The sequence below is a fragment of the Actinomyces respiraculi genome, assembly GCF_014595995.2.
In the GTDB taxonomy this organism is placed as follows: domain Bacteria; phylum Actinomycetota; class Actinomycetes; order Actinomycetales; family Actinomycetaceae; genus Actinomyces; species Actinomyces respiraculi.
In genome coordinates this window covers 1,785,227-1,808,062 of sequence record NZ_CP063989.1, presented here as the reverse complement: position 1 = coordinate 1,808,062, position 22,836 = coordinate 1,785,227, and the positions used below count along the sequence as shown (strand labels likewise).

17 protein-coding genes are annotated in these 22,836 nt (G+C 69.4%); 14 read left to right on the top strand and 3 right to left on the bottom strand.

The window, feature by feature from the left end; genetic code table 11:
- The first annotated feature begins 8 nt into the window (after window positions 1-8).
- From ID810_RS07505 to ID810_RS07465, 10 genes are all read left to right on the top strand, one after another.
- Complete coding sequence (locus ID810_RS07505; RefSeq protein WP_166854769.1) at window positions 9-1,001, top strand: acetylxylan esterase; 993 nt, start codon at window positions 9-11, stop codon at window positions 999-1,001.
- Window positions 1,002-1,064: 63 nt separating this feature from the next.
- On the top strand, window positions 1,065-2,102 hold the full coding sequence (locus ID810_RS07500) for a family 20 glycosylhydrolase (protein WP_166854770.1): 1,038 nt from the start codon (window positions 1,065-1,067) through the stop codon (window positions 2,100-2,102).
- Window positions 2,103-2,150: 48 nt separating this feature from the next.
- Complete coding sequence (locus ID810_RS12660) at window positions 2,151-2,282, top strand: hypothetical protein (protein WP_279586922.1); 132 nt, start codon at window positions 2,151-2,153, stop codon at window positions 2,280-2,282.
- A gap of 31 nt (window positions 2,283-2,313) precedes the next feature.
- Complete coding sequence (locus tag ID810_RS07495; RefSeq protein ID WP_196781486.1) at window positions 2,314-3,321, top strand: LacI family DNA-binding transcriptional regulator; 1,008 nt, start codon at window positions 2,314-2,316, stop codon at window positions 3,319-3,321.
- A gap of 392 nt (window positions 3,322-3,713) precedes the next feature.
- Window positions 3,714-5,348: a type 2 periplasmic-binding domain-containing protein gene (locus ID810_RS07490; RefSeq protein WP_235931396.1), complete on the top strand. Its 1,635-nt coding sequence runs from the start codon at window positions 3,714-3,716 to the stop codon at window positions 5,346-5,348.
- Window positions 5,349-5,454: 106 nt separating this feature from the next.
- Entirely contained in the window at window positions 5,455-8,412 is a 2,958-nt protein-coding gene (locus ID810_RS07485; protein ID WP_166854772.1) for a glucodextranase DOMON-like domain-containing protein, read from the top strand.
- 126 nt (window positions 8,413-8,538) lie between these two features.
- The gene (locus ID810_RS07480; protein ID WP_166854773.1) at window positions 8,539-10,371 is read left to right on the top strand and encodes an alpha-glucosidase; all 1,833 of its coding nucleotides are present in this window, start codon (window positions 8,539-8,541) and stop codon (window positions 10,369-10,371) included.
- The gene (locus tag ID810_RS07475) at window positions 10,371-11,318 is read left to right on the top strand and encodes an ABC transporter permease (RefSeq protein ID WP_166854774.1); all 948 of its coding nucleotides are present in this window, start codon (window positions 10,371-10,373) and stop codon (window positions 11,316-11,318) included. The genes ID810_RS07480 and ID810_RS07475 overlap by 1 nt, the downstream gene beginning before the upstream one ends.
- Window positions 11,319-11,330: 12 nt before the next feature.
- Window positions 11,331-12,320: a carbohydrate ABC transporter permease gene (locus ID810_RS07470; RefSeq protein WP_166854775.1), complete on the top strand. Its 990-nt coding sequence runs from the start codon at window positions 11,331-11,333 to the stop codon at window positions 12,318-12,320.
- On the top strand, window positions 12,320-12,982 hold the full coding sequence (locus ID810_RS07465; protein WP_166854776.1) for a YesL family protein: 663 nt from the start codon (window positions 12,320-12,322) through the stop codon (window positions 12,980-12,982). Before ID810_RS07470 ends, ID810_RS07465 begins: the two co-directional genes overlap by 1 nt.
- 1,064 nt (window positions 12,983-14,046) lie before the next feature.
- Here ID810_RS07465 and ID810_RS07460 read toward each other — a convergent pair.
- Both ID810_RS07460 and ID810_RS07455 read right to left on the bottom strand, forming a co-directional pair.
- Window positions 14,047-14,571: a DUF1648 domain-containing protein gene (locus ID810_RS07460; RefSeq protein WP_166854777.1), complete on the bottom strand. Its 525-nt coding sequence runs from the start codon at window positions 14,569-14,571 to the stop codon at window positions 14,047-14,049.
- A gap of 24 nt (window positions 14,572-14,595) precedes the next feature.
- Complete coding sequence (locus ID810_RS07455) at window positions 14,596-16,539, bottom strand: helicase HerA-like domain-containing protein (RefSeq protein ID WP_166854778.1); 1,944 nt, start codon at window positions 16,537-16,539, stop codon at window positions 14,596-14,598.
- Between the two features lie 52 nt (window positions 16,540-16,591).
- On the opposite strand from ID810_RS07455, the gene ID810_RS07450 reads away from it, so the two are divergent.
- From ID810_RS07450 to holA, 4 genes are all read left to right on the top strand, one after another.
- Entirely contained in the window at window positions 16,592-17,431 is an 840-nt protein-coding gene (locus tag ID810_RS07450; RefSeq protein WP_166854779.1) for a DegV family protein, read from the top strand.
- 144 nt (window positions 17,432-17,575) lie between these two features.
- A complete protein-coding gene (locus tag ID810_RS07445; protein WP_188232592.1) occupies window positions 17,576-18,370 on the top strand; it encodes a ComEA family DNA-binding protein in 795 nt (264 codons plus the stop codon).
- 215 nt (window positions 18,371-18,585) lie between these two features.
- Window positions 18,586-20,370, top strand: a complete 1,785-nt coding sequence (locus ID810_RS12655; RefSeq protein ID WP_279586915.1) for a ComEC/Rec2 family competence protein — start codon at window positions 18,586-18,588, stop codon at window positions 20,368-20,370.
- A complete protein-coding gene (gene holA, locus ID810_RS07435) occupies window positions 20,280-21,173 on the top strand; it encodes a DNA polymerase III subunit delta (RefSeq protein WP_166854781.1) in 894 nt (297 codons plus the stop codon). The genes ID810_RS12655 and holA overlap by 91 nt, the downstream gene beginning before the upstream one ends.
- A 90-nt stretch (window positions 21,174-21,263) precedes the next feature.
- Here holA and ID810_RS07430 read toward each other — a convergent pair whose 3' ends face one another.
- Complete coding sequence (locus ID810_RS07430; RefSeq protein WP_166854782.1) at window positions 21,264-22,751, bottom strand: DUF1846 domain-containing protein; 1,488 nt, start codon at window positions 22,749-22,751, stop codon at window positions 21,264-21,266.
- Window positions 22,752-22,836 lie beyond the last annotated feature (85 nt).

The window sequence follows — 22,836 nt, the reverse complement described above, 5'->3', positions numbered from 1 at the left end:
CCATATCTATGCCCACTCTTGACATGTCCCTGCCTGAGCTCCGGGCCTACGCTCCCGAGCTCGACGAACCAGCCGACTTTGACGCTTGGTGGGCCGAGCAGCTCCAGAGCCTGCACGAGCGTCCCGAGCTTCTCTCAGACGAAATCCAAGACACTCCCTTCCCGGGCATGGTCATCCGCGAGCTCGTCTTTGCTGGAGCCGACGACGACCCGGTCCACGCGCTGCTCACCCTGCCAGCTGCCAGAGCTGAGCAGGACTCAGAGCTCACGGGGGAGCCCGGCCTACCCGGTGTGGTCCAGTGCGTGGGCTATGGCGGCGGGCGTGGCCTGCCCGGCCAGGTCCCCTGGTACGCGATGGCCGGCTTCGCCCACCTCATCGTGGACCCACGCGGCCAGGGCGGGGACTGGGCCTACGGCTCCACCCCTGACCCCAGCAGCGCCGGAGCCCACGCGGCGGGATGGCTGACCGACGGCGTCCAGGCACCCGAGACCTACTATTACCGCCGGACGATCCTGGATTCGGTGGCCGCGGTGCGTCTCATGCGCACCCTGGAGGACGTGGACGCCTCGCGCATCGCCTGCGTGGGCGGCTCTCAGGGCGGGGGACTGTCCCTGGCCGCGGCGGCGTTGGACGGGCATGTCCAGGCGGTCTGCATCGACTCGCCCTTCATCACTCATATCCCGCGAGCACTCCAGCTAGCCAGCGCCGGGCCTTACCTGGAGATGGAGCGCTTCCTCGCCGTCCACCCGCAGGCGGAGACGACCGTGGCTCGGACCCTGTCGTATATCGACGGTGCCAGCTTTGCCTCGCGTCTTGACGTCCCCACGCTCTTCTCCGTCGGCCTGCTGGACCCGGTGTGCCCGCCCTCCACCTGCTTCGCGGCGCACAACCTGTGCCCGGCCCCGGACAAGCGGATCGACGTCTACCCCTACGGTGCTCACGCGGGCGGCGGCCACCGCCAGGTGCTGGCCCACTGCCGCTGGCTGCAGGAGCACCTGTGATGAGCATCGTGAGGAGCGCTGACCTGGCTGGTGCAGGCCGGAGGAGGGGAGGAGAGCGCGAGGATGCCGGGCGGTGAGGGAGCGCCGCAGACCTACGAGGTGCGTGCCCTGCACCTGGACGCGGGCCGGAAGTACTTCAGCGCCTCCTGGATCCACCGGCTGTTGGAGCGCATGTCTGCCCTGGGGCTCACCGAGCTCCAGCTCCACGTGTCTGACGACGAGGGCTACCGTGTGGCCTCACGGTCGCATCCTGAGGTCGTCAGCCCCGAGCACCTGGGTCCCCAGGACCTGGCGAGGCTCGCCCATGCGGCTCGCGACCAGGGCGTGCGTCTTGTACCCGCCCTGGATGTGCCCGGCCACCTGGGTGCGGTGCTGGCCCATCACCCCCACCTGCGCGCCAGCCAGACTCGGGAAGGCTCCCGGCTCCTGGACTACTCACGGCCCGAGGCCGTGGCCCTGGTGCTGGACCTCATCGACGAGCTGCACGAGATGCTGCCCTCGACCGCCTGGTGCTTGGGCGGGGACGAGGCCTTCGACGTCACCCAGGAGACCCCGATCGTCGAGCGCTTCCCCCAGCTGGCAGCCGAGGCTGAGCGCCGCTGCGGTGCAGGCGCCCACGTCCTGGACGGTTACGTCCACTTCCTGGGGCAGGTGGTGGCCCACCTGGAGGACCTGGGGATCACTGACGTGCGTGCATGGAACGACGCCCTCTACCAGCCGGGCACCCGCCAGGCGCTGCCGGCGCAGGTGACGATCGGCTACTGGACCGACTGGCACCCGAGTTACCCGTCACTGGCGCGAGTGCTGGCCGCCGGCCACCGCGTCATCAACTACTCCGACCGCGACCTCTACTACGTTCTAGCAGGCCCAGACCACCCCTATGCCAAGCGTCCGACGGCGCAGAGCCTGACCGGTTGGGCCCCTCGCCGCTTCCCGGCGCGTCCGGACGGCACGTGCCAGGACCCGCAGGGTCAGACCCCATGGCTGCGGGGCGCGAGCCTGGCGGTGTGGTGCGATGAGCCCGAGCGGGAGACCCAGGAGCAGGTGTGGCGAGGGCTGGAAGGACCCCTGGAGGTCTTTGCCCACATCATGGGGGGCTGAACCGGGGCGGGTCTTCAGTGCCGACGCGGGTTGCCCACGATCGACCTGGTGCGCAAGGTCATCGTCCGCGCCCCCCCGCGCTCGTCCCAGTGGTTCCCGAGTGGGCCGCTGAGCCCGGTGCGCGATGCCGACAAGGCGTCGCGCACCGGTGCGTATATACTCGCCGGGCCTGCCCAGTGAATTGGAGATAGTGGTGGCAACACTCGCGGATGTGGCCCAACGAGTGGGCGTCAGTCAGGCAACTGTCTCTCGCGCGCTCAACGGCAAGCCGGGTGTATCGGACAAGACGCGCCGAACGATCATGGAGACCATGCGCGAGCTGGGCATGGTGGGTGAGTCGGTGCAGCTCGGCACTCCCCGGCAGGTAGCCCTGGTGGCGCCCGACCTGTCCAATCCGGTCTTCGCCGCCTTTGTCACCTCGATCTCCACCTACCTGGCTCGCCACAACCTGCTGCCGGTGCTGTGCACGTACACCCTGCGCGGTGCGTCGGAGACCTCGCTGCTGGGAATGGTGCTCAAGCAGCAGCCGATCGGCGTGATCTTCCTGGCGGGCCGTTACGACACCGAGTTCGCCGACCACAGCGACTACGCGATGCTGTATGAGCGTCATCTACCCACTGTCTTCATCAACGCCACTGCGCCCGGGCTGCGTGGCCAGTGCGTCATGACCGACGACGCCGCCGGCACCCGTATGGCGATGCGCCACCTTGTGAGTCAAGGGCACACGCGCATCGGTCTGCTCCTGGGCGACCGGCACCACTACCCCAGTCTCATCAAGTACGAGGCGGCACGGAGTTTTGCCAAGGAGGCGGGGCTGGACCTGCTGGACGAGGCCACGGTGTGGACCACCTACGGGTTCGAGTCCGGGCGCGACGCCGCGCTGCGTTTCGGTGAGCAGGGTGTCACGGCGCTGCTGTGCGCCAGCGACCAGCTGGCACTGGGAGCCGTCCGCGCCCTGAGGTCGCTGGGGCTCGATGTGCCCGGTGACGTCTCGGTCATCGGCTACGACGACTCCTCCTGGCTGCCGTACACCTCGCCGGCGCTGACCACCGTGCGTCAGTCCGTCGATGCCATGAGCCGCACGGCGGTGGACGCCCTGCTGCGCTGCGCGCAGGATCCCGCGCTGCTCGACCAGCGGCGGGACCTGGTCTTCGAGCCGGAGCTGGTGGTGCGCGAGTCCACGGGCATCTGCCGCACCTGGCGTTCTGACGAGCGCTGATGCCGGACCGGGTGCCGCCCGGCCGCGCGCAATAGGTGCGCAAGAACCTGCGTAAGGACGTCTGGTACGGCCGACGTGACTGACGCGGCCGACGTCGTCCGTCACGACTGCCATCGTCTGTTGTGACCGCCGGTGTCGACGGCGTCGCCGTCGTCCGCCCTGCTCCCGGCACTGTTTCTGGCACAGTATCTGCACTGTATCTGCACTGTATCTGGCACCCACCCCCGGCCAGGAGCGGCCGCCTCCATGATCGAGAGTTATCTCGACACGCAAACGGGTGCGCAAGTATTGCGCAAAACTTGTGTCCGTCATAACCTTCCTCCCGACAGAACCGGAGGCCCGAGCAGGAGCCGGGCCCGACAGGTATGACTCGGCTCGACGAGGAGTGAGGAATGATGAAGACGTCTCGACGCGGTTTCCTGGCGCTGGGCACGGTGGCAACCGCCACCGTGGGGCTCGCCGCCTGTGGAGGCGGCGGCAGCACCACCACCGCTGACGGCAAGCCGATCGTCACGGTGCAGGTGGTCAAGGACTCGCGCACCGCCGCGATGGCCGACCTCGCCTGGACCACGTCCCTTCAGGAGGCGGCGGGCTGCTCGATCCAGTGGCTGGAGACGCCGTCGGCATCCTGGGACCAGCAGAAGAAGGCCTCCCTGGCAGCCGGCGACGTCGCCGACATCACCATCGGCGGTTTCGGCTCGGGCGACATGGCGGACTTCGGCAGCCTGTTCATGGACCTCACCCCGGAGCTGGGCTCCCTGCCCAACGTGCAGGCCATGTTCGACGCCGAGCCCTACGCCCGGGTCGTGTCCACCACCACCGACGGCAAGATCCTCGGCACCCCCACCGTGGCCCGCTCCATCACGGCCCGCTCCTCCAACCACATGTTCATCAACAAGCAGTGGCTCGACACGCTCGGCCTGGCGGTCCCCACCACCTGGGACGAGCTTGAGACCTGCCTGGAGGCCTTCAAGAACGGCGACCCCACGGGCACCGGTGCACGAGTCATCCCGCTGGACTTCAACGCCCCGGGAACGGACGGCTTCGGCCTGTTCAACCCCAACGTGCTGCTGTCCTCGCGCGGCATCACCGTCTCCTCCGGGGCGCTGGGCATGTACGCCCAGGACGGCGTCGTCAAGAACTACCTCACCGACCCCGCCTACAAGGAGCTCATCGTCTACCTGCGCCGCCTGTGGGAGAAGGGACTCATCTCTGAGGAGGCCTTCACCCACGACTGGTCCGCCTACACCTCGACCTCCAAGGGCGACGGCGACGTTGCCAAGGTGGGTGTGACCTGGATGTGGACGCCGTCGGACATCTTCGGCTCGACCCTCGGCTCCCAGTACGTCACCATTCCCGCACTCCAGGCCCAGGCCGGTCAGAGTGAGAAGACCGTGTGGACCTACAACGGTGATGACCTCGCCTACCAGGCCAACCGCGCCGTCGTCTCCGCCAACCCGAGCAACAAGGAGGCGGCCCTCGCCGTCGTCAACGCCTTCTACAGCGCGGACATGACCGTCCAGATGCGCTACGGCGCCTTCGACACGTGCGTGACGCGCAACGCGGAGAACGACTACACGGTCCTGGAGCCGGCCGACTCCACCAAGAACGCCTCCGACTGGCAGTTCACCAACGCCCTGGCGGATGGCGCCCCCGGCTGGATCCGCTCGGAGATGAAGCTGGAGCTGCCGCCCGAGCACACCGAGTACCGCGAGGTCGACGCCGTCTACCACGACAACTACGCCAACATCGACCTCAACCGGGACGTGCTGTACTCCAACATGCCTCAGACCCCGGAGCAGTCGCGCACTCTGGCCAAGAACGCCACCGGCATCAACCAGAACGCCATGAGCAGGTTCGCCCAGTGGATCACTCAGGGCGGCGTCGAGAACGAATGGGACGACTACGTGGCCGGCCTCGAGGCGAACAACCTGGCCGAGTCGATCGCTGTGCAGCAGGAGATCTATGACTCCTACAAGGCGCAGATGGACAAACTGGGTGTGGACCTCAACTCGCTGAGCGAGTGAGCGACAGCTCATTGCACACCCCTTGAGGGCGGTCGGCACGCGACCACCACGGCGTCGTGCGCATGGCGCCGTGCGTGCCGCCCGCCCTCGCCCGAGGAGGACCCCCATGCTTGACCAGTTCATCCCATCCGCCGCCCTCAGGGCCGGTATCGCCCTGCTCGCCTGCGCCACCGTGCTCACCGGCTGCCAACGGCCGGCCCCCGGCCCGGCCGATCCGACGTTGCAGGCCCCCACTGTCTCGACCACCGCCGCGTCGAGCGCGGCCCCCACGCCCGGCGCTGACTCCCAGGCCGGCCCCGTACGCACCTGGACCCACGACAATGCCGTCAAGAACGCCGACTCCGCCATCGCCGAGGACCAGGTGCGCCAGTCGCCCTTCTACACGGTGCGCGTCGCACCCGCCGACTCGCCCGAGAACATGAGCGAGTCCTTCACCTACCTGTCCATTCCCCGCAACGGGGAGGGCAAGCACGGCTACACCTCCGAGGATGGCGCCGACTTCGCCTCCAACGCTGGGGCCACCATGTCCTGGTCCACCTTCGAGCAGTCGGCCGACGCCGTCGTCGAGGTCTCCCTCAACACCGGCGCCACCATCTCCTCCCTCGACGAGGTGACCATCCGCCCGGCCTCGCTGCGCCTGCACACGACCCTGGTGGACGAGAACACCATCCGCATCGAGGTGCCTGCCTCTGAGGCGGGTGTGCGCATATCCGTGGAGTTCGCTCCCGAGCTCATGACGGTCTACGCCAACGCCTCCACGGGACTGGCCACACAGGCTGACGGGAACGTGCCCATCGAGACCGAGCCCCGCAACGCCCTGCTCATCTTCGCCCAACCGCCGGCGCCCGCGGGCACGGTCCCCACCGCCGCCGACGGTTCACTTGAGTACGTCGAGCCGGGCCAGGTCACCGATCTGGACTCCACCACGGCGGAGATCCTGTACTTCGGTCCGGGCACCTACTGGATGGGCTCGAACTACCGGGCCCTGCTGCCCGAGAACGTTCGGTGGGTCTACCTGGCACCCGGCGCCTTCGTCAAGGGCGCCTTCCGCTTCGCGGACCCCGCCGACCCGGTGGGCGGCGGTCAGAGCGACTACCGGGTCACCGGTTACGGCGTGCTGTCGGGCGAGCAGTACCCCTACGAGTCCGATACCGCCAACAACTACCAGCGCAAGGACCCCAAAGCGGATAACTGCCACGCCACCTGCGTCAAGATGCTGCAGTTCGGCTCCTCCGACGCCGAGCAGCACCTCGAGCTGCAGGGCATCACCATCAAGGAGCCGCCGTACCACTCCTTCGTGGTCTACGGCAACGAGGACACCTTCCGCATGGACGTGTCCAACTATCAGCAGGTGGGCGGCTGGTACTGGCAGACCGACGGCATCGAGATGTACTCCGGCTCCACCATGAGCCACACCTTCTTCCACGCCAACGACGACGTCCTCAAGCTCTACCACTCCGGGGTCAACGTCAATGACACCGTCGTGTGGAAGAACGAGAACGGCCCGGTCATCCAGTGGGGCTGGACCCCACGAAACATCGACGGCGTGAACGTGGACTCCACCGCTGTCATCCACAACCGCATGTACTCCGGAGGAGTCGGCTACAACACCTGCGTGTTCAACTCCTCCACCCACTGGCAGGACATGGGCTCAAGGACGACAGCCGATCCGGCCACGACCGTGCGCAACATGCGGTTCACAAACACCACGGTGGAGGGCGGCGTCAACTGCGCCATGCGTATCTACGCCCTGTCCGACATGGAGAACATTGAGATCGACGGCTTCCACATTGACTCCTGGGGCGGGCAGAGCCCCTACCTCCAGCAGAGCGTGCTCACGCTCCTGACCAACACCGACGGCGAGCCGGTCACTCTCGGCAACGAGGTCACCGACCGCAACGGCCTGTACCTGCACAACTACACGGTCGGTGGCGAGGCCATCCTCAAGGCCGGCGAGAACTGGGCCTCCCACGAGACCGGCCGGCTCAACTTCGACGCCGAGACCTGGGACGGGTGGAACGCCGAGGCCGACGGCCAGCCCCAGGGGCCCGCCCCGGCACTGACCGTCGTCGGACTGACCGACGGCGCCACCCTCACCTCACGGCAGGTGGGGCTGACGGGCACCACCGACGCGGCACGCGTGGCCATCACGGTCAACGGCGAGCAGCAGGAGGTGCCCATCTCCCACGGGTGCTTCAACGCCCGGCTGCGCCTGCCCGACGTCACCAACTGGGTGCGGGTGGTCGCCTACTCCGAGACCGGGACAGTGTCGGTGCGGCGCTACATGGTGCAGGCCTTCGGTGACCTCGTCGGATCCCTTGAGGACCCGCGCGGAGACGACAACGGGCCCGGCAGCTACACCTACCCGACCGACTCCGCCTTTTCACCCGGAGGTTTCGACCTGACCGCGATGAAGGTCTACCGCGACGGCGGCGTCGTGCGCTTCGTGACGACGCTCGCCAGCGACGTCACCAACCCGTGGGGCGCCAACGGCATGAGCACCCAGCGGCTCAACCTGTACCTGCGCGACGCCACCGCCACCGACACTGAGGTCACCGCGCTGCTCGCGGGTACCAACACCTTCGCGTCCGGCGCCTGGGACTACGTCGTGGTGGCCGACGGCCGCAATGAGGGCTCCACCTTCGGCCCCGGCATCTACGACGCCGCGGGCCAGCGGGTCGGTGATGTCACCCTGACGGTGACCGGACCGTACATCATCGCCTCCGTGAACGCCGAGGTCCTGGAGGGGCTGGACCTGGCTCGGGCCGGCTACCAGGTGTCCCTGTACTCCTCCGCCGAGGACAGCGAGTCCGTGGGCAACGTCCGGCCCGTCTACTCCGCCGCATGTTTTAGTGCCCAGACATGCGAGGACTGGGTGGCGAAGTACCGCTTCGGCGGCGGCAGGGGAGAGCTCACCGAGCACAGCCCCTACGACACCGACCTCGCCGACTCCAATGCGATCGACATGATCACCGGGGATGCCGCGCAGGCCGAGGTCATGGACCTCAGCCAGGAGCGGGTCGTCGCCCCCTACGTCGGGCTCACGGCGCCCGACTCCCAGTGACACGGGCGTCAAGCCCGTCGTCGGTCGGTACCGGCTCACGCGACCCGCCCATGCCCGGTGGGTCGTGTGAGCCGCCCCGACGCCACCGAACCAGAACACCGAAGGACACAGAAGGACCACGCCCTCATGACCGCAACCGATCGCGACGCGCTTCCGCCGGGACACTCCAACGGTGCCCAGAGTCACCCCTGGTGGGCCAACGCCGTCGTCTACCAGGTGTATCCGCGCTCCTTCCAGGACTCCAACGCCGACGGCTTCGGAGACCTGGTGGGGATCATCTCCAGGCTGCCGTACCTGGCCGAGCTGGGCGTGGATGTGCTGTGGCTCAGCCCGGTGTTCGTCTCTCCGCAGGAGGACAACGGCTACGACATTGCCGACTACCAGGCCATTGACCCGATGTTCGGCACGCTGGCCGATATGGACGCCCTCATCGTGGCCACGCACGAGCTGGGCATCAAGATCGTCCTGGACCTCGTGGCCAACCACACCTCCGACGAGCACGCCTGGTTCCAGGCCTCGCGCACCTCCGAGGCCGAGTACGCAGACTTCTACTGGTGGGCACCTGCCCGCCCGGGGACGGTCCCGGGCACCCCGGGAGCCGAGCCGAACGACTGGGGCTCCCTGTTCGGCGGGCCCGCCTGGACCTACGACGAGCAGCGCGGGCAGTACTACCTCCACCTGTTCTCGCCCAAGCAGCCGGACCTGAACTGGGAGAACCCGCGGGTGCGCGAGGCCATCTTCGCCATGATGAACTGGTGGATGAACCGCGGCGTGGACGGCTTCCGCATGGACGTCATCACGCTCATCTCCAAGCGCGTCGACGACCTCGGCCGCCTGCCCGGTACCGCGGGCTCGGATGTGCCCACCCTTCAGGCGGGGCCGGACGGGTTCTCCTCCGCCGTCCCCTTCAGCGCCGACGGCCCGCGCCTGGACGAGTACCTGGCCCAGATGCGCCGCGAGGTGTTCGACGGCAGGGACGGGGCCCTCACCATCGGCGAGGCCCTGGGCGTCAGCTCCCCGCGCGCCGCCGAGATCACCGACCCGCAGCGCGGCGAGCTGGACATGCTGTTCCTCTTCGACCACACCGGCATTGACCAGGGCGGCCCTGCAGGCAAGTTCAGCGTCCGGCCCTGGAAGGTCTCCGACCTGCGCGGCGTCTTCGAGCGTTACGAGCGGGACACCGCCGAGCACGGCTGGCCCTCCCTGTACTTCTGCAACCACGACCAGCCGCGCGTGGTCTCCCGCTGGGGGAACGACTCCACCCCGGCCCTGCGCGTGCGATCCGCCAAGGCGCTGGCGCTGCTGCTCCACCTGCACCGGGGGACCCCGTTCATCTACCAGGGGGAGGAGCTGGGCATGACCAACGCCGGCTACACCAGCCTGGTGCAGTACCGCGACCTGGAGTCCGTCAACCTCTACGCCCAGCTGGTTCACCATGCCGGCACTGTCAGCCACGAGGAGATGATGCAGGGCCTGGCCGCCATGGGCCGCGACAACGCCCGCACCCCCATGCAGTGGGATGACTCCGCCTACGCCGGGTTCACCTCCACTCGGGGCAATGGCCCCTGGATCGACGTCAACGACAACTATGTCGAGCTCAACGCCCAGGCGCAGCGCACCGACCCGGACTCGGTCTTCTCCTTCTACCGCCAGCTCATCCACCTGCGCCACAGCGAGCCGGTGGTGGCGATCGGCGACTGGCAGGCCGTGGACACCGACACGGAGGTCTACGCCTTCACCCGCCGTCTGGGTGCGCAGGCACTGCTCGTCGTCGTCAACCTCTCTGGCGAGGCGGTGGCGCTGCCGCCCACCAGCTCGGAACTCATCGGAGAGCCGGACCCGTCCCGCATCCTCATCGCCAACGACTCCGACGACGACGTCGTCGCGGCGCTGGCAGCAGGTCGGCTCGAGCCCTGGTCGGCCGTCGCCTACCAGATCGCACAGGAGGCGCAGGCGTGATGACTGACATTGACGGCCCCGCCGCTTCAGTGCCTGCGCGGCGGCGCGAGAGCCTGCCGACGCGCGTGCGCGCCCACCTGTCGCGCTACTGGCAGCTGTGGGTCATGGTGTCGCCGGCGATCGTGTTCGTGGCGCTGTTCAGCTATGTGCCCATGTACGGCGTGCAGCTGGCCTTCAGGGAGTACGACATCACCAAGGGGCTCACCGGCGGGGAGTTCATCGGCCTGGAGTACTTCCGGCAGTTCTTCCGCGACCCGATGTTCACCCGGATCCTCACCAACACGCTGCGCATCAGCCTGTGGACCCTGGTCATGGGATTCATCGCCCCGATCATCCTGGCGCTGCTCATCAACCAGATCGGTTCCAAGCGCGCCAAGAGCATGGTGCAGACCATTACCTACATGCCCCACTTCATTTCCACAGTGGTCATGGTCGCGATGATCAACATCTTCCTCGCTCCCGGAACCGGCATGGTGGGCCGTCTGTTCGGCGGCACCAACCTCATGGGGGAGGCCTCCGCCTTCACCGGCGTGTACTGGGTGACTGAGGTGTGGCAGCACGCCGGCTGGAACTGCATCATCTACCTGGCGGCCCTGTCCTCCGTCGACCTGTCTCTGTACGAGGCGGCCAAGCTCGACGGCGCCGGGCGGTTGCAGCTCACTCGCTACGTGGACCTGCCGGCCATTATGCCGACGGCGGGCATCCTGCTCATTCTCAATATGGGATCGGTGCTGGGAGTTGGATTCGAGAAGGTGTGGCTGATGCAGAACGCGCTGAATATCACCTCCTCTGAGGTGATCTCCACCTATACCTACCGGATCGGAATCCTGGGGAGCCAGTTCTCCTACTCCACGGCCATCGGCCTGTTCAACAGCGTCGTCAATTTCATCTTCCTTGTCGCGGCCAACGCGGTGGCCCGGCGTACCAGCAACACGAGCCTGTTCTAGGACGGTTGAATCATGACTCATACGACCAGCTCGAGCAGCCCTGCCGGGACCATCCCGGACAGCCCCGCGAACCGGCCGGCACCGAAGATCACTCTTCCGGGATGCGCGAAGCGGACACGTCGCGGGTTCTCCAAGACACCCGCGGACCGGCTCATCGACGTCGTCCTCGCCCTCATCGTCGTCGCCATCGTCCTGGCGGTCATCTACCCGGTGTGGTTCATTGTCATCGCCTCCTTCTCCGACCCGACCCTCGTGTCAACGGGCAAGGTGACGCTGCTGCCGCGTGGCATCACCTTCGCGGGGTATGCACATATTCTCGCCGACTCCCGGATCTGGACCGGCTACCGAAATACGCTGATCTACTCCTTCGTGGGGACGGCGGTGAACCTGGTGGTGACGCTGCCCGCGGCCTTTGCCATGTCGCGCCGCGAGTTCCGGCCACGGCGAATCATCATGTTCTTCTTCGCCTTCACCATGTTCTTCTCCGGCGGGCTCATCCCCAGCTATCTGCTCATGCGCCAGCTGGGGCTCCTGAACTCGATGTGGGTGTTCATCCTGCCGGGCGCCTTCAGCGTGTTCAACATGATCATCGCCCGTTCCTTCTTTGAGAACTCCATCCCGGAGGAGCTGCGTGACGCCTCGCAGGTGGATGGCCTGTCCTACTTCGGGTTCTTCTTCCGCATCGTGCTGCCGCTGTCGGGCGCGATCATCGCGGTGATCGGCCTGTACTACTTCGTGGGCCACTGGAACGACTACTTCACGGGCCTGATCTACATCCACAACCAGGAGCTCCAGCCCCTGCAGAACGTGCTGCAGATGATTCTGCTGGCCAACCAGACCCAGGCCGGGGCCGCAAGCATGAGCGCCTTGCAGTCGCAGAACTTCGCGGATCAGATCAAGTTCGGCGTCATCATCGTCTCCACGGTGCCGCTGCTCATCATCTACCCGTTCTTGCAGAAGTACTTCAACAAGGGCGTCATGATCGGGGCGGTCAAGGGCTGATGCGTTCCTTCGCCATCGGGTACGAGCGGGTGTGCCGGGTCATCCTCATCGTCTTCGTCATCAACTGCGCCATGGTCGTCCACACGTGTATGGGCGCGGTGGCGGCGGGCTTCTTCCCGGCGGTGGGTGCCGCCTTCGCCACCTACCGGACCTGGATGCTTGACGAGGACTTCTCCTGGACCGTCCGCCGTACCTGGTGCACCTTCCACGCCGCCTGGAAACAGGACGTCGCGGCGGCCAACCGCTTCGGCTGGGCTCAGGCGGCCGTCGGGGCGCTCCTGGCCTGGGACTACTACCTGGCCAACTGGAACCTGCTGGGCGGCGTCGTCGGGGTGGGTGTGTCCGGATTGCTGCTCGTGGTCAACGTGGGCTACCTGGTCTGGGCGCTCGTGTCCTGGGCGGTGCGAGCTCACGTGGACGCGCCGCTTGGAACGCTGCTGCGGCTCAGCGCCGTCACCGTGGTGGGGCGCCCGCGCTGCACAGTGAGTCTCGTGGCGCTGCTGGCAGTCGTGGTGTGGGTATGGACGCGTTGGCCGGGCGTGCTCGTGGCCCTCGGGGCGTCCATGACGGTCGGCGTGGTGGCGGCTGCGGTGTACTCCTTCGCCGCCCTGCCGGGGATGCAGGTGCGGTCCCTGCGATACACCGCCTCCCGCCTTGGCTGAGGGAGCGGGCGTTGTGGGCTCATCCCATTTGAGGGTGTGGGTGGGGTTTGAGTCCTCTGGTCTTTAGTTGTGTCAGGCTCCGGGTTTGGTGGGGGTTGGTTTGTCTGGTGTCGGTGGTTGCTGGTTGGGGGTGGTGGGTGTGGGGGGTGTTGGTGGCTGGTTGGAGGGTGCTGTCGTGCCCGGGCGGGGGTGCAGCGTGGCGGTGGTGGGGTGGGGGCGGGTGGTGCCCGCCCAGTGGGGCCTGCTGGGTGGTGGCGGTCACGGGCGTCGTCCAGATCGTCCAGGTTCTGGAAGGGGCTGTGGGCGTCGAGGTGGGCGCGGTTGCGGATGGGCTTGGCCCTTGCGACGGTGGGTTCAGGGCCTGGGCCAGGGCGCCTGCGTAAGGGGGCCGTCCCTTTTGGGGCCGACGCGGGGCCGCGGCGTTGGCCTGGCTCGGGGCCTGGCCGTGGCCGGTGGGCGCGGTGCTGCGCCGCGCGGTCGCAAGTGGTGGGCCAGGCCCGCCAGCGCCCCCCCCTCTCTCGCTCACGCGGGGGCGTGCTGGTGGTAGGCAGGGGTCTTGTCCCGAGGAAGCACAGTTAGTGTGGACCACTTGCTGCCATCTTGGACCACCTGCCGTCGTTCGGACCACCTACGGACGCGTCTGGGGTGGTCCAAACGACCGAACGTGGTCCAAACGACCGAACGTGGTCCGGAACTGATCAATGGCGCTCCACACAGCGCACCGGGGCCCGGCAGCGGCCCCAGCCACCGGCCGACCGTCGCCGGCCAGACCCGCAAGCACTCAGCCGCCCGACCCATGGACCAGCCCTCCACCACCAGGCGGGCAAGACGACGACGCCCCCCAGGCGGGCAAGACGACGACGCCCCCCAGGCGTCAAAGGTGCGCCAGCATGCGCCATGAAGGCCTCCCCAGACCGCACGTGAGCGTCAACCCCGCATCCCGCCCAGCAGACCTCCACCCAACCCGTTCACAACCCCAAAGAAAGCACAACTAGAGACCGGAGGACTCAGACCCCACCCACACCCTCAATTGGGAAGAGCCGCGTTGTGTCGCGTGCAGCGTCTTAACTGTGCTGCTGGCGCCTGGCACGCACCGACTGGACGGCGATGACCGCGATAAGGAGTGCGATACCGCCCCAGATCATGCCGGTGCCCGCCAGCGGCCCGATGACGGGCAGGAGGGACACCCCTGACAAGATCACGGCGAGCAGCAGGTTGACGGGCCCCAGCGCCGCGACCGACTCCGGGGTGCTCTTCCCCGTCAAGTCGAGGTGGTCGTAGCGGCCGACAGGCCGCTCGGACCGCGTGCGCAGTGAGCGGGCCAGGACGGTGTTCGTGGCGGCGAGGGCCCCCACCAGGACGGCGCCGATGACGGTCGGCAGGAACACGACGACGTGGCCCTTGGACGCGAAGCCGTCCGCCACGCCCGTCAGCGAATGGTGCATGGGGTAGGGGTCCGGCAGACCCTCGTAGACGGTCAGTAGCACTGCCGCCGTGGCGAGCAGTATGAGGCTGGCGCCCCAGTGCCAGGCCCAGCGCACCCGGACCGTAGGGACGGGGGTGGGGCGCGTGCCGGTGGTGTGGCTCATCGTCGCGACCCGGTGCCCGTCGTCTCAGCGCCCGCGCAGGATGTTGCCGAGGATCGAGCGCGTGATCTGGCGGCCCACGGAGCCGATGGTCCTCTCGATCTCGCGCTGGCGTCGCTCCTCACGGCGCTCCTGCTCACGGGCGGCGCGCTCGGCCGCCTTCTCCGCCTCCCGTTGGAGCCTCTCGGCGCGCTTAGCCGCTTCACGCTGCTCGCGCTCAGTCTCCTTCTCCAGCGCACGTGCCTGGCGCTCGGCCTCCTTCTTGGCGGCCTTCTCCGCCTCGGCCGCTGCCTTCGCCTCCGCCTTGGCGCGCTCGGCCGCCTCAGCGGCGGCCGCGGCGGCGGCCGCGTCCGCACTCACGCGCGCGGCAAGCATCTCGGAGGCGGACTCGTTGTCCACGGCTGTGGCGTAGCGCGCACGCAGCGGGGAGGAGGTGATGAGGGAGGAGACGGTCGCGGGCTGCCCCGGTCCCATGATGGAGGCGGGGGCGTCGACGACGACGGCCGTGACCGGTGCCGGCCGGCCCTTCTCGTCCAGGACGGAGACGACGGCCTGGCCGGTTCCCAGGCTCGCGAGCACCTCGGTGAGGTTGAGCGGGGAGGTTGGGAAGGTCGAGACGGCCTTCTTGAGCTTGGCGGCGTCGGCGGGGGTGTGGGCCCGCAGGGCGTGCTGGACGCGCGAGCCCAACTGGGCCAGGACCTCGTCGGGAACGTCAGTGGGGGACTGGGTGATGAACACGATGCCCACGCCCTTGGAACGGATGAGGCGCACGGTTCGCGTCACCGCCTCCAGGAAGGGCTTGGTCGCGTCGGAGAAGAGCAGGTGGGCCTCGTCGAAGAAGAACACCATCGTCGGCTTCTCCGGGTCCCCGACCTCCGGGAGCAGCTCGAAGAGCTCACCGAGGAGCCACATGAGGAAGGTGGAGAAGAGCACCCCCTGGCTCTGGATGTCGGCCAGCTCGAGGGCGCTGACGATGCCGTGCCCGTCGGTGGTGCGCCGCAGCAGGTCCGAGACGTCCAGGGCCGGCTCGCCGAAGAAGGCGTCGCCGCCTGAGGCCTCCAGGGCGGAGACCTCGCGCAGGATGACTCCCGCCGTCGCAGCCGATACGCCACCGATCGTCTTGAGCGCGGCCTTGCCTGCCTCCGAGCCCGTGAGGTAGTCGACGACGGCCTTGAGGTCCTTGAGGTCGATGAGCGCCAGGCCCTCGGCGTCCGCCCAGGAGAAGACGAGCTGCAGGGCGGAGGTCTGCGTCTCGTTGAGGCCCAGGACACGGGCCAGCAGGACGGGGCCGAACTCAGTGACCGTCGTGCGCAGCGGGGTGGCGGCCTGCCCGTTGGCCGTCGTCGAGTCGCCCAGGGTGAGCAGCTCCAGGGGGAAGGAGGTCGGCTGCCAGGGCTGCCCCGTGGAGGCCGTGCGCGCGGTCAGACGCTCCGAGGCCTGACCGGGCTCCGCCATGCCCGTGAGGTCGCCCTTGACGTCGGAGAGGAAGACGGGCACGTCCGCCGAGGACAGCCCCTCCGCGAGCAGCTGGAGCGTGCGGGTCTTGCCCGTGCCCGTGGCGCCGGCGACGAGGACGTGACGGTTGACCAGGCCCATCGGGATCCCCACACGCAGCCCGGCGACGGGGGCGGGGTCAGCGCCGTCGAGCACCGAGGGCTGGCACTCGAGGTACGTGCCGACCGGCAGGGTGTTGCCGGAGAAGGCGTACCCGTCGTGGACCTCGGCGGCGTAGCCCTCGTACTGAGCTGACTCAGCAGCCTCAGCCGGTGCCGCGGTCTGCGGCGAGGAGTCGGCAGCTCCCGCCTGTCCGGCGTCGGCCTCCTCGGCGGGCGAGCTCTCGGTGCTCTCACCGGAGGAGGCGAGCGCTGCCTCCAGCGCGGCCTGGGCGGCAGCGGCCTGTGCAGCGGCGGCGTCAGCAGCGGCCTGGGCGGCGACCGCCCTGAGACGGGCGATATCAGCAGCGTCATTCATGGGCTCATCGTAAGCACGAGCACCCCGTGTGCGGGCGGTTAGCCTTATCCGCATGAGCCTCGCCGTCGTCACCGACTCAGCCGCCTGCCTTCCGGCGGCGCTCGCGGCTGAGCGCGGCATCGAGGTGGTTGAGCTGCCCGTTGCCACCGACGACGACGGCGTCCCGACGACGACCTCGCGCCCCAGCGTTGAGGCCCTGATCGAGGCCTACCGCCGAGCCCTTGCGCGCGCCGACGAGGTTCTGGCCCTGCACCTGAGTGCCGCCCTGTCCGGCACGGTCGACAATGCCCGCCTGGCGGCCCGCGCCCTTAACCCGGGTGAGCGCGGGTCCCAGCGCGTGACGGTGCTCGACCTGGGCGTGTCCGGAGGGGCCCAGGGTTTCGCCGTCCTGGCTGCGGCCGATGCTGATCACGCGCGGCGCGGCGCCGCCCGGGCCCGCGAGCTCGCCTCGCGCTCGAGCCTGTTCTTCCTCGTTGAGGACATGGCCTTCCTCCACCGGGGTGGGCGTGTGGACCGGGGCATCGCGCTGCTCGGCTCCACCCCTGGCATCCGTCCCGTGCTGCGTGTGGGATCCACGGGCATCGAGGTGGTTGAGGCCGTGCGCGGCCGGGCCCGGGCCCGGCGTCGGCTCATCGAGCTGGCGGTTGCTGAGGCCGGCGGCCCGGTGGGCGGCAGGCGAGCCCGCAGGCCGGCGACCCCGGTCCAGCTGGCCGTGCACTACAGCGACGACCCCGCCGCCGCTCTGGCGCTGGAGAACGACCTCGCAGAGGCGATGGCAGAGGCCGGCACAACGGTGGAGACGATCATGCGCTCACCGGCCGACGCGGCGACCCGCGTGCACCTGGGTCCCGGGGCGCTCGGCATTGTCGTCGCCCCAGCCCTGGGAGGCTGAGCCCAGCCCGGGGATCGGGCAGTTGAGCCCAGCCTGGGGATGAGGGGCCCAGGCCGGGCTCCACAGGCCCGCGCCGCGACAGGCCCGGCGTCGGCAATCCACAGGCGTGCCGAGGGCGTGCAGGCAACGTCCTACCGTCGTGCCATGAGCGGCAGGCGGGTGAACCGGTCGGGGCGCGTGCCCCTGGACGAGCTCATCCGTGTTGCCTGCGCGCCCGACCCCGTCGACCCCGTGATCCGCCCACGGCGCACCGGAGTGACCCCCGCCGTCGCCATGACCCTGGGGGCCCTGCTCATCATCCTGTCCCTGGCACTGGCCGCCCGCAGCGCCCTCACGGCCCCCGGGAACGCCGCCCCTGCCGCAACGCCCTCGACCACCGCCTCCTCAACGGGCGACGCACAGGCCGCCAACGCCCTGGCACCGGTGGACCCCGCCTCACCGCCTCCCACCGATCACCCCAGTGCAGGCGGCACAGGGAGCGCTCAGGTCGTCGTCCACGTAGCCGGGGCCGTCACCGCACCGGGCGTCGTCGTCCTGCCGGAGGGCGCCCGCGTCATCGACGCCATCGACGCCGCCGGGGGAGCGGCGCCGGATGCGGACACGGACCAGCTCAACCTCGCGCGCCCCCTGACCGACGGCGAGCAGGTGCGTGTCCCGCGACAAGGGGAGGAGCCCTGGCCGGGGCCCGCGGGTCAGGGGCCCGGAGCGCCGGGACCGACAGGCACCGCCGGGGGCTCGGGAACCTCCGGGACCGTCAACCTCAACACCGCCGACGCCGCCGAGCTCGAGACCCTGCCCGGCATCGGCCCGGCCCTGGCCCAACGGATCATCAACTACCGCACCGAGCACGGTGCCTTCACCAGCGTTGACGAGCTCACCTCGGTCTCCGGCATCGGCAGCGCGAGGCTGGAGGCGCTGCGAGAGCTGGTGAGCGTGTGACAGGCACAGTGAGTGACCCGCACGATCGGCCCACTCCCGGCCGCCACGGTCCTGCCTCCCAGGGACCTCACAGTCCCGGTGCGACCAACCAGGCCGGGCCCGGCCGGAGCGACCCGGACAGGAAACGGCACCTCAGGCGCGCACCCGCACCTGAGCCGCTGGACCTGCGGCTGGCGCCCGCCGCGGTGGCGGCCTGGACCGCGGCCGGGTGGGCCGTGGGCCACAGCGCACGCGCCAGCGCCCTCACGGCACTCGCTCTCGCTGTCGCGGCCGCCGCCCTGGTGCCCGCCACCCGACGCTTTAGGCCTGCCCGCCACCGCGCCGACCCGCGCCCGGGCGCCGACCTGCCCGGTGGGGCCGCCCGCGGGTCCGTCGCCGCCAGCGCCCTGCTCGTGCTCCTCACCGCCGCCTGCGTGCTCGCCGTCACCGCTGCTGCCCAGCACGCCCGAGCCCTCGACCCACTGACTCACGCCGCCTCCGACGGCACCGAGGGTACTAAGGGCTCTGCGAGCGTGCTCACCGCCACCGTCGTTTCCTCCCCGCGTGTCATCGCCTCCAACCGCTCCACGACCGTGCTCGTTGAGCTCAAGGTCCACGAGGTCAACGGACAGCCGTCACGGGCGAGCGCCCTGGTGCTGGGCGGCGCCGCCTGGGTGGACGTCCCCCTCGGTGCCCGGGTGCGCGTGAGCGGGCGCGCTCAGGCCACCGAACCGGGTGACGCGCAAACCGCCGTCATCGGCCGCGACGCCGAGGTGGAGGTGACCGGGCCGCCCGACGGGGTGCTGGCGCTGGTCGGGAGGCTGCGCGAGGGCCTGGCCGACGCCGTCGGCGCCCCGGCTGCTGCGCCCGTTGAGACACGCCGTGACCGCTGGCCCCCCGGCAGCCGCGAGCTCGTCAGCGGCGTCGCCCTCGGTGACGACCACGCCCTGCCCCAGCGGGTGAGGGAGCAGATGCGCGCCGTGAGTCTCACGCACTTAACCGCCGTCTCCGGCCAGCACGTGGCACTCGTCGTCGGGCTCGCGCTCGCGGCGCTCGGACCCGTGCCGCGCCGGTGGCGCGCCCTGATCGGCGCGCTCCTGCTGGTGGCTCTCGTGGTCATCGTCAGGCCCGGAGGCTCCGTGCTGCGCGCCGCCGTCATGGGGGCCGTCATGCTCGCCGGGGTCGCCGTCGGACGACGCTCAGCCTCCGTGCCCGCGCTGTGCGCCGCCGTCGTCCTGCTTGTGCTGCTCGACCCCTGGGCCTCACGCAGCTACGGCTTCGCCCTGTCCGTCACCGCCACCGCAGGCATCCTGCTGAGCGCCCGACCACTCCAGACAGCCCTCTCACGGCGGCTGCCCAGGTGGCTCGCCGCGGCCCTGGCCCTGCCGCTCGTCGCCCAGGCGGCCTGCGCCCCCGTGCTCGTCATGCTTCAGCCGCAGGTGGGCCTGTGGGCCGTGCCCGCCAATGTCCTCGCGGCTCCGCCCGTGCCCGTGGCCACCGTCAGCGGCCTCCTGGCAGCCCTTACCAGCCCCCTGTCACCCGGTCTCGCGCGCCTGCTTGCCTGGCCGGCGCTGGTCTCCTGCGCCTGGCTGGCCGTCGTCGCCCGGTTCTGTGCCACCCTGCCCGGTGCCATCCTCAACTGGCCCGGGGGAGTGGGAGGCGCCGTGCTCCTGGCCGCCGTCGAGGCGGCGGTGGGCGTGCTCGTCAGCCGACGCGCCCGGCGCTTCCTGCGTCAGAGTCTGCCTCTCGCCGGGCCGAGTGCACTCGTGCGTCGAATCGCGTCGCCGCCACGTGGCAGGCTTGGCCCATGGCCTCACCCCGAACCTCGCGCGGCACCCGCCGTGCGCCCGCAGGACCCTCCTGGGACGAGGTCGACCTCGCTCCCATCGTCCTCATCCGCTCCGGTGAGGAGATCCTCGCGGACCGGGCCGTGGCGCGACTGCTGGCCCAGGCGCGCGAGAAGGACCCGACGACGCAGGTCACCACCCTTGAGGCGGCCTCCTACGAGCCCCACCAGCTGACCACGCTCGTCTCCCCGTCCCTCTTCGGCGAGCCCCGGCTCGTGCTCGTGCCCGCCCTTGAGCAGATGACCGACGCCCTGCTCGCGGACCTGCTCGCCTACACCGACGCCGCGGACCCGGAGGTCGCCGTCGTCCTGCGGCACAACGGGGGCCAGCGCGGCAAGAAGCTGCTTGACGCCCTGGCAGCCTCCCCGTACCCGGTCGTCACCATTGAGGCCGTCAAGTCACCTCGGGACAAGGCCGCCCTGGTCACCGCGGACCTGCACCACCGGGGCCGGCGTGCGCAGGCCGACGCCGTCGGGGCTCTCGTCGACGCCCTCGGCTCGGACCTGCGCGAGCTGCTCAGCGCCGTCGACCAGCTCGCGGCGGACACCGAGGGCACCATCACCGTGCGCGAGGTCAACACCTACTACGCCGGACGTTTCGAGGCCACCGGATTCACCGTGGCGGACGCCGCCGCGGCCGGGGATGTCGCCCGGGCCGTCACGGCCCTGCGCCACGCCATCGCCACGGGCACCGAGCCCGTCCCGATCGTCTCCGCCCTGGCGATGAAGGTCCGTCAGCTCGCCCGCGTCGCCGCCGCAGGCGGGCGCAACCTCTCCGCCCGAGACCTGGGCATGGCCCCCTGGCAGGTGGACCGTGCGCGCCGCGAGCTGTCCGGGTGGAGCGACGACGCCCTGGCCACCGCCATCGTCGCCGTCGCCCGGGCCGACGCCGAGGTCAAGGGTGGCTCTCGGGACCCTGTTCACGCGGTTGAGCGGGCGGTGCTCGCCATCTGCCGCGCCCGCCGCTCCCGGCGCTGACAGTCGGGTACTGACCGCCGGGCCCCGGGGCGGCGGGACCCCGGTGACAGGGCCGCCCTGACCTCACGACCGGGGCAGCACCAGGACCCCCTACTTCTTGCGGTACAGGGACTTCGTGGCGAAGACCGGCTCGTTGGTCACCTGGACCCCGAGTGCGCGGAGGATGCTCTCATCCACGCTGCCCAGGATCGTCGAGGTGTGCACGTCGCAGCCGCGCAGGCTCTCCAGCTGGTCGAGGGCCGCCTTGGCGTCGGGGTCGCTCGAGGCGGACACGGCCAGGGCGATGAGCACCTCGTCGGTGTGCAGGCGCGGGTTGCGCGAACCCAGGTGCTTGGTCTTGAGCGCCTGAATGGGCTCGATTGAGGCCTTGGCCAGCAGCTCCTTCTCCTTGTCGAGCCCGGCCAGCGCCTTGAGGGCGTTGAGAAGCATGGCGGAGCAGGCCCCTAGGAGGGGAGAGGTCTTGCCCACGACGACCTGACCGTCGGGCAGCTCGAGCGCGGCCGCCGGAGCCTTGGTCGCCTTGGCCACGCGCAGGGCGGCGGGGACGACGGGGCGGTCCTTCTTCGTCACGCCGAGCTTCGCCATGAGCAGGGCGATGCGCTCGGACTGCACCGGGTCGGTCATCTCGCGGGTTTCGGTCACCAGCGCCTTGTAGTAGCGGCGGATGACCTCCTGCTCGCTCGCGCGGCGGCAGACGTCGTCGTCGCTGATGCAGTTCCCGGCCATGTTGACGCCCATGTCCGTGGGTGAGCGGTAGGGGGAGGTGCCGAGGATCTTCTCGAAGAGGCGGTTGAGGACGGGGAAGATCTCGACGTCGCGGTTGTAGTTGACCGTCTGGACGCCGTAGGCGGCCAGGTGGAAGGGGTCGATCATGTTGACATCGTCCAGGTCCGCGGTGGCGGCCTCGTAGGCGATGTTGACCGGGTGGTCCAGCGGCAGGTTCCAGATCGGGAAGGTCTCCCACTTGGCGTAGCCCGAGGTCAGGCCGTGCAGGTGGTCGTGGTAGAGCTGCGACAGACAGGTGGCCATCTTGCCCGAGCCCGGTCCGGGAGCAGTGACGACGACGAGGTCGCGCTCGGTCTCGATGTACTCGTTCTTGCCCAGCCCGTGCTCGGAGACGATGCGGGCGACGTCGTTGGGGTAGCCGGGGATGATGAAGTGGCGGTAGACCTTCAGGCCCAGCTTCTCGAGCTTGCGGCGCACGGCCTTGGCCTCACGGTTGTCGTCCGTCCACTGGGTGATGACAACGCTACCGACGTACAGGCCGTAGTCGCGGAAGGCATCGACATGGCGCAGGATCTCGTCCTCATAGGAGGTGCCCAGGTCTGCGCGGACCTTGCGGCGCTGGAAGTCACGGGCGTTGACGGCGACGATGATCTCGACCTCGTCGGCCAACTCCTTGAGCATGACGATCTTGTTGTCCGGGCTGAAGCCGGGTAGCACGCGCGAGGCGTGCATGTCATCGACGAGTTTGCCGCCGAACTCGAGGTAGAGCTTGCCGCCGAACTGGGCCCGTCGGGCGGCGATGTGCTCGGACTGGGCCCGGATGTACTCCTCGCGGTCAAAACCTGTGCGCATGCGTGCTCCTCGTCCCTGGCTGTCGGCGTGGCCGCAGCAGCGGCCGTTCGGGCACGGCTACGAGCGCCGGCCCGATGAAGACTAC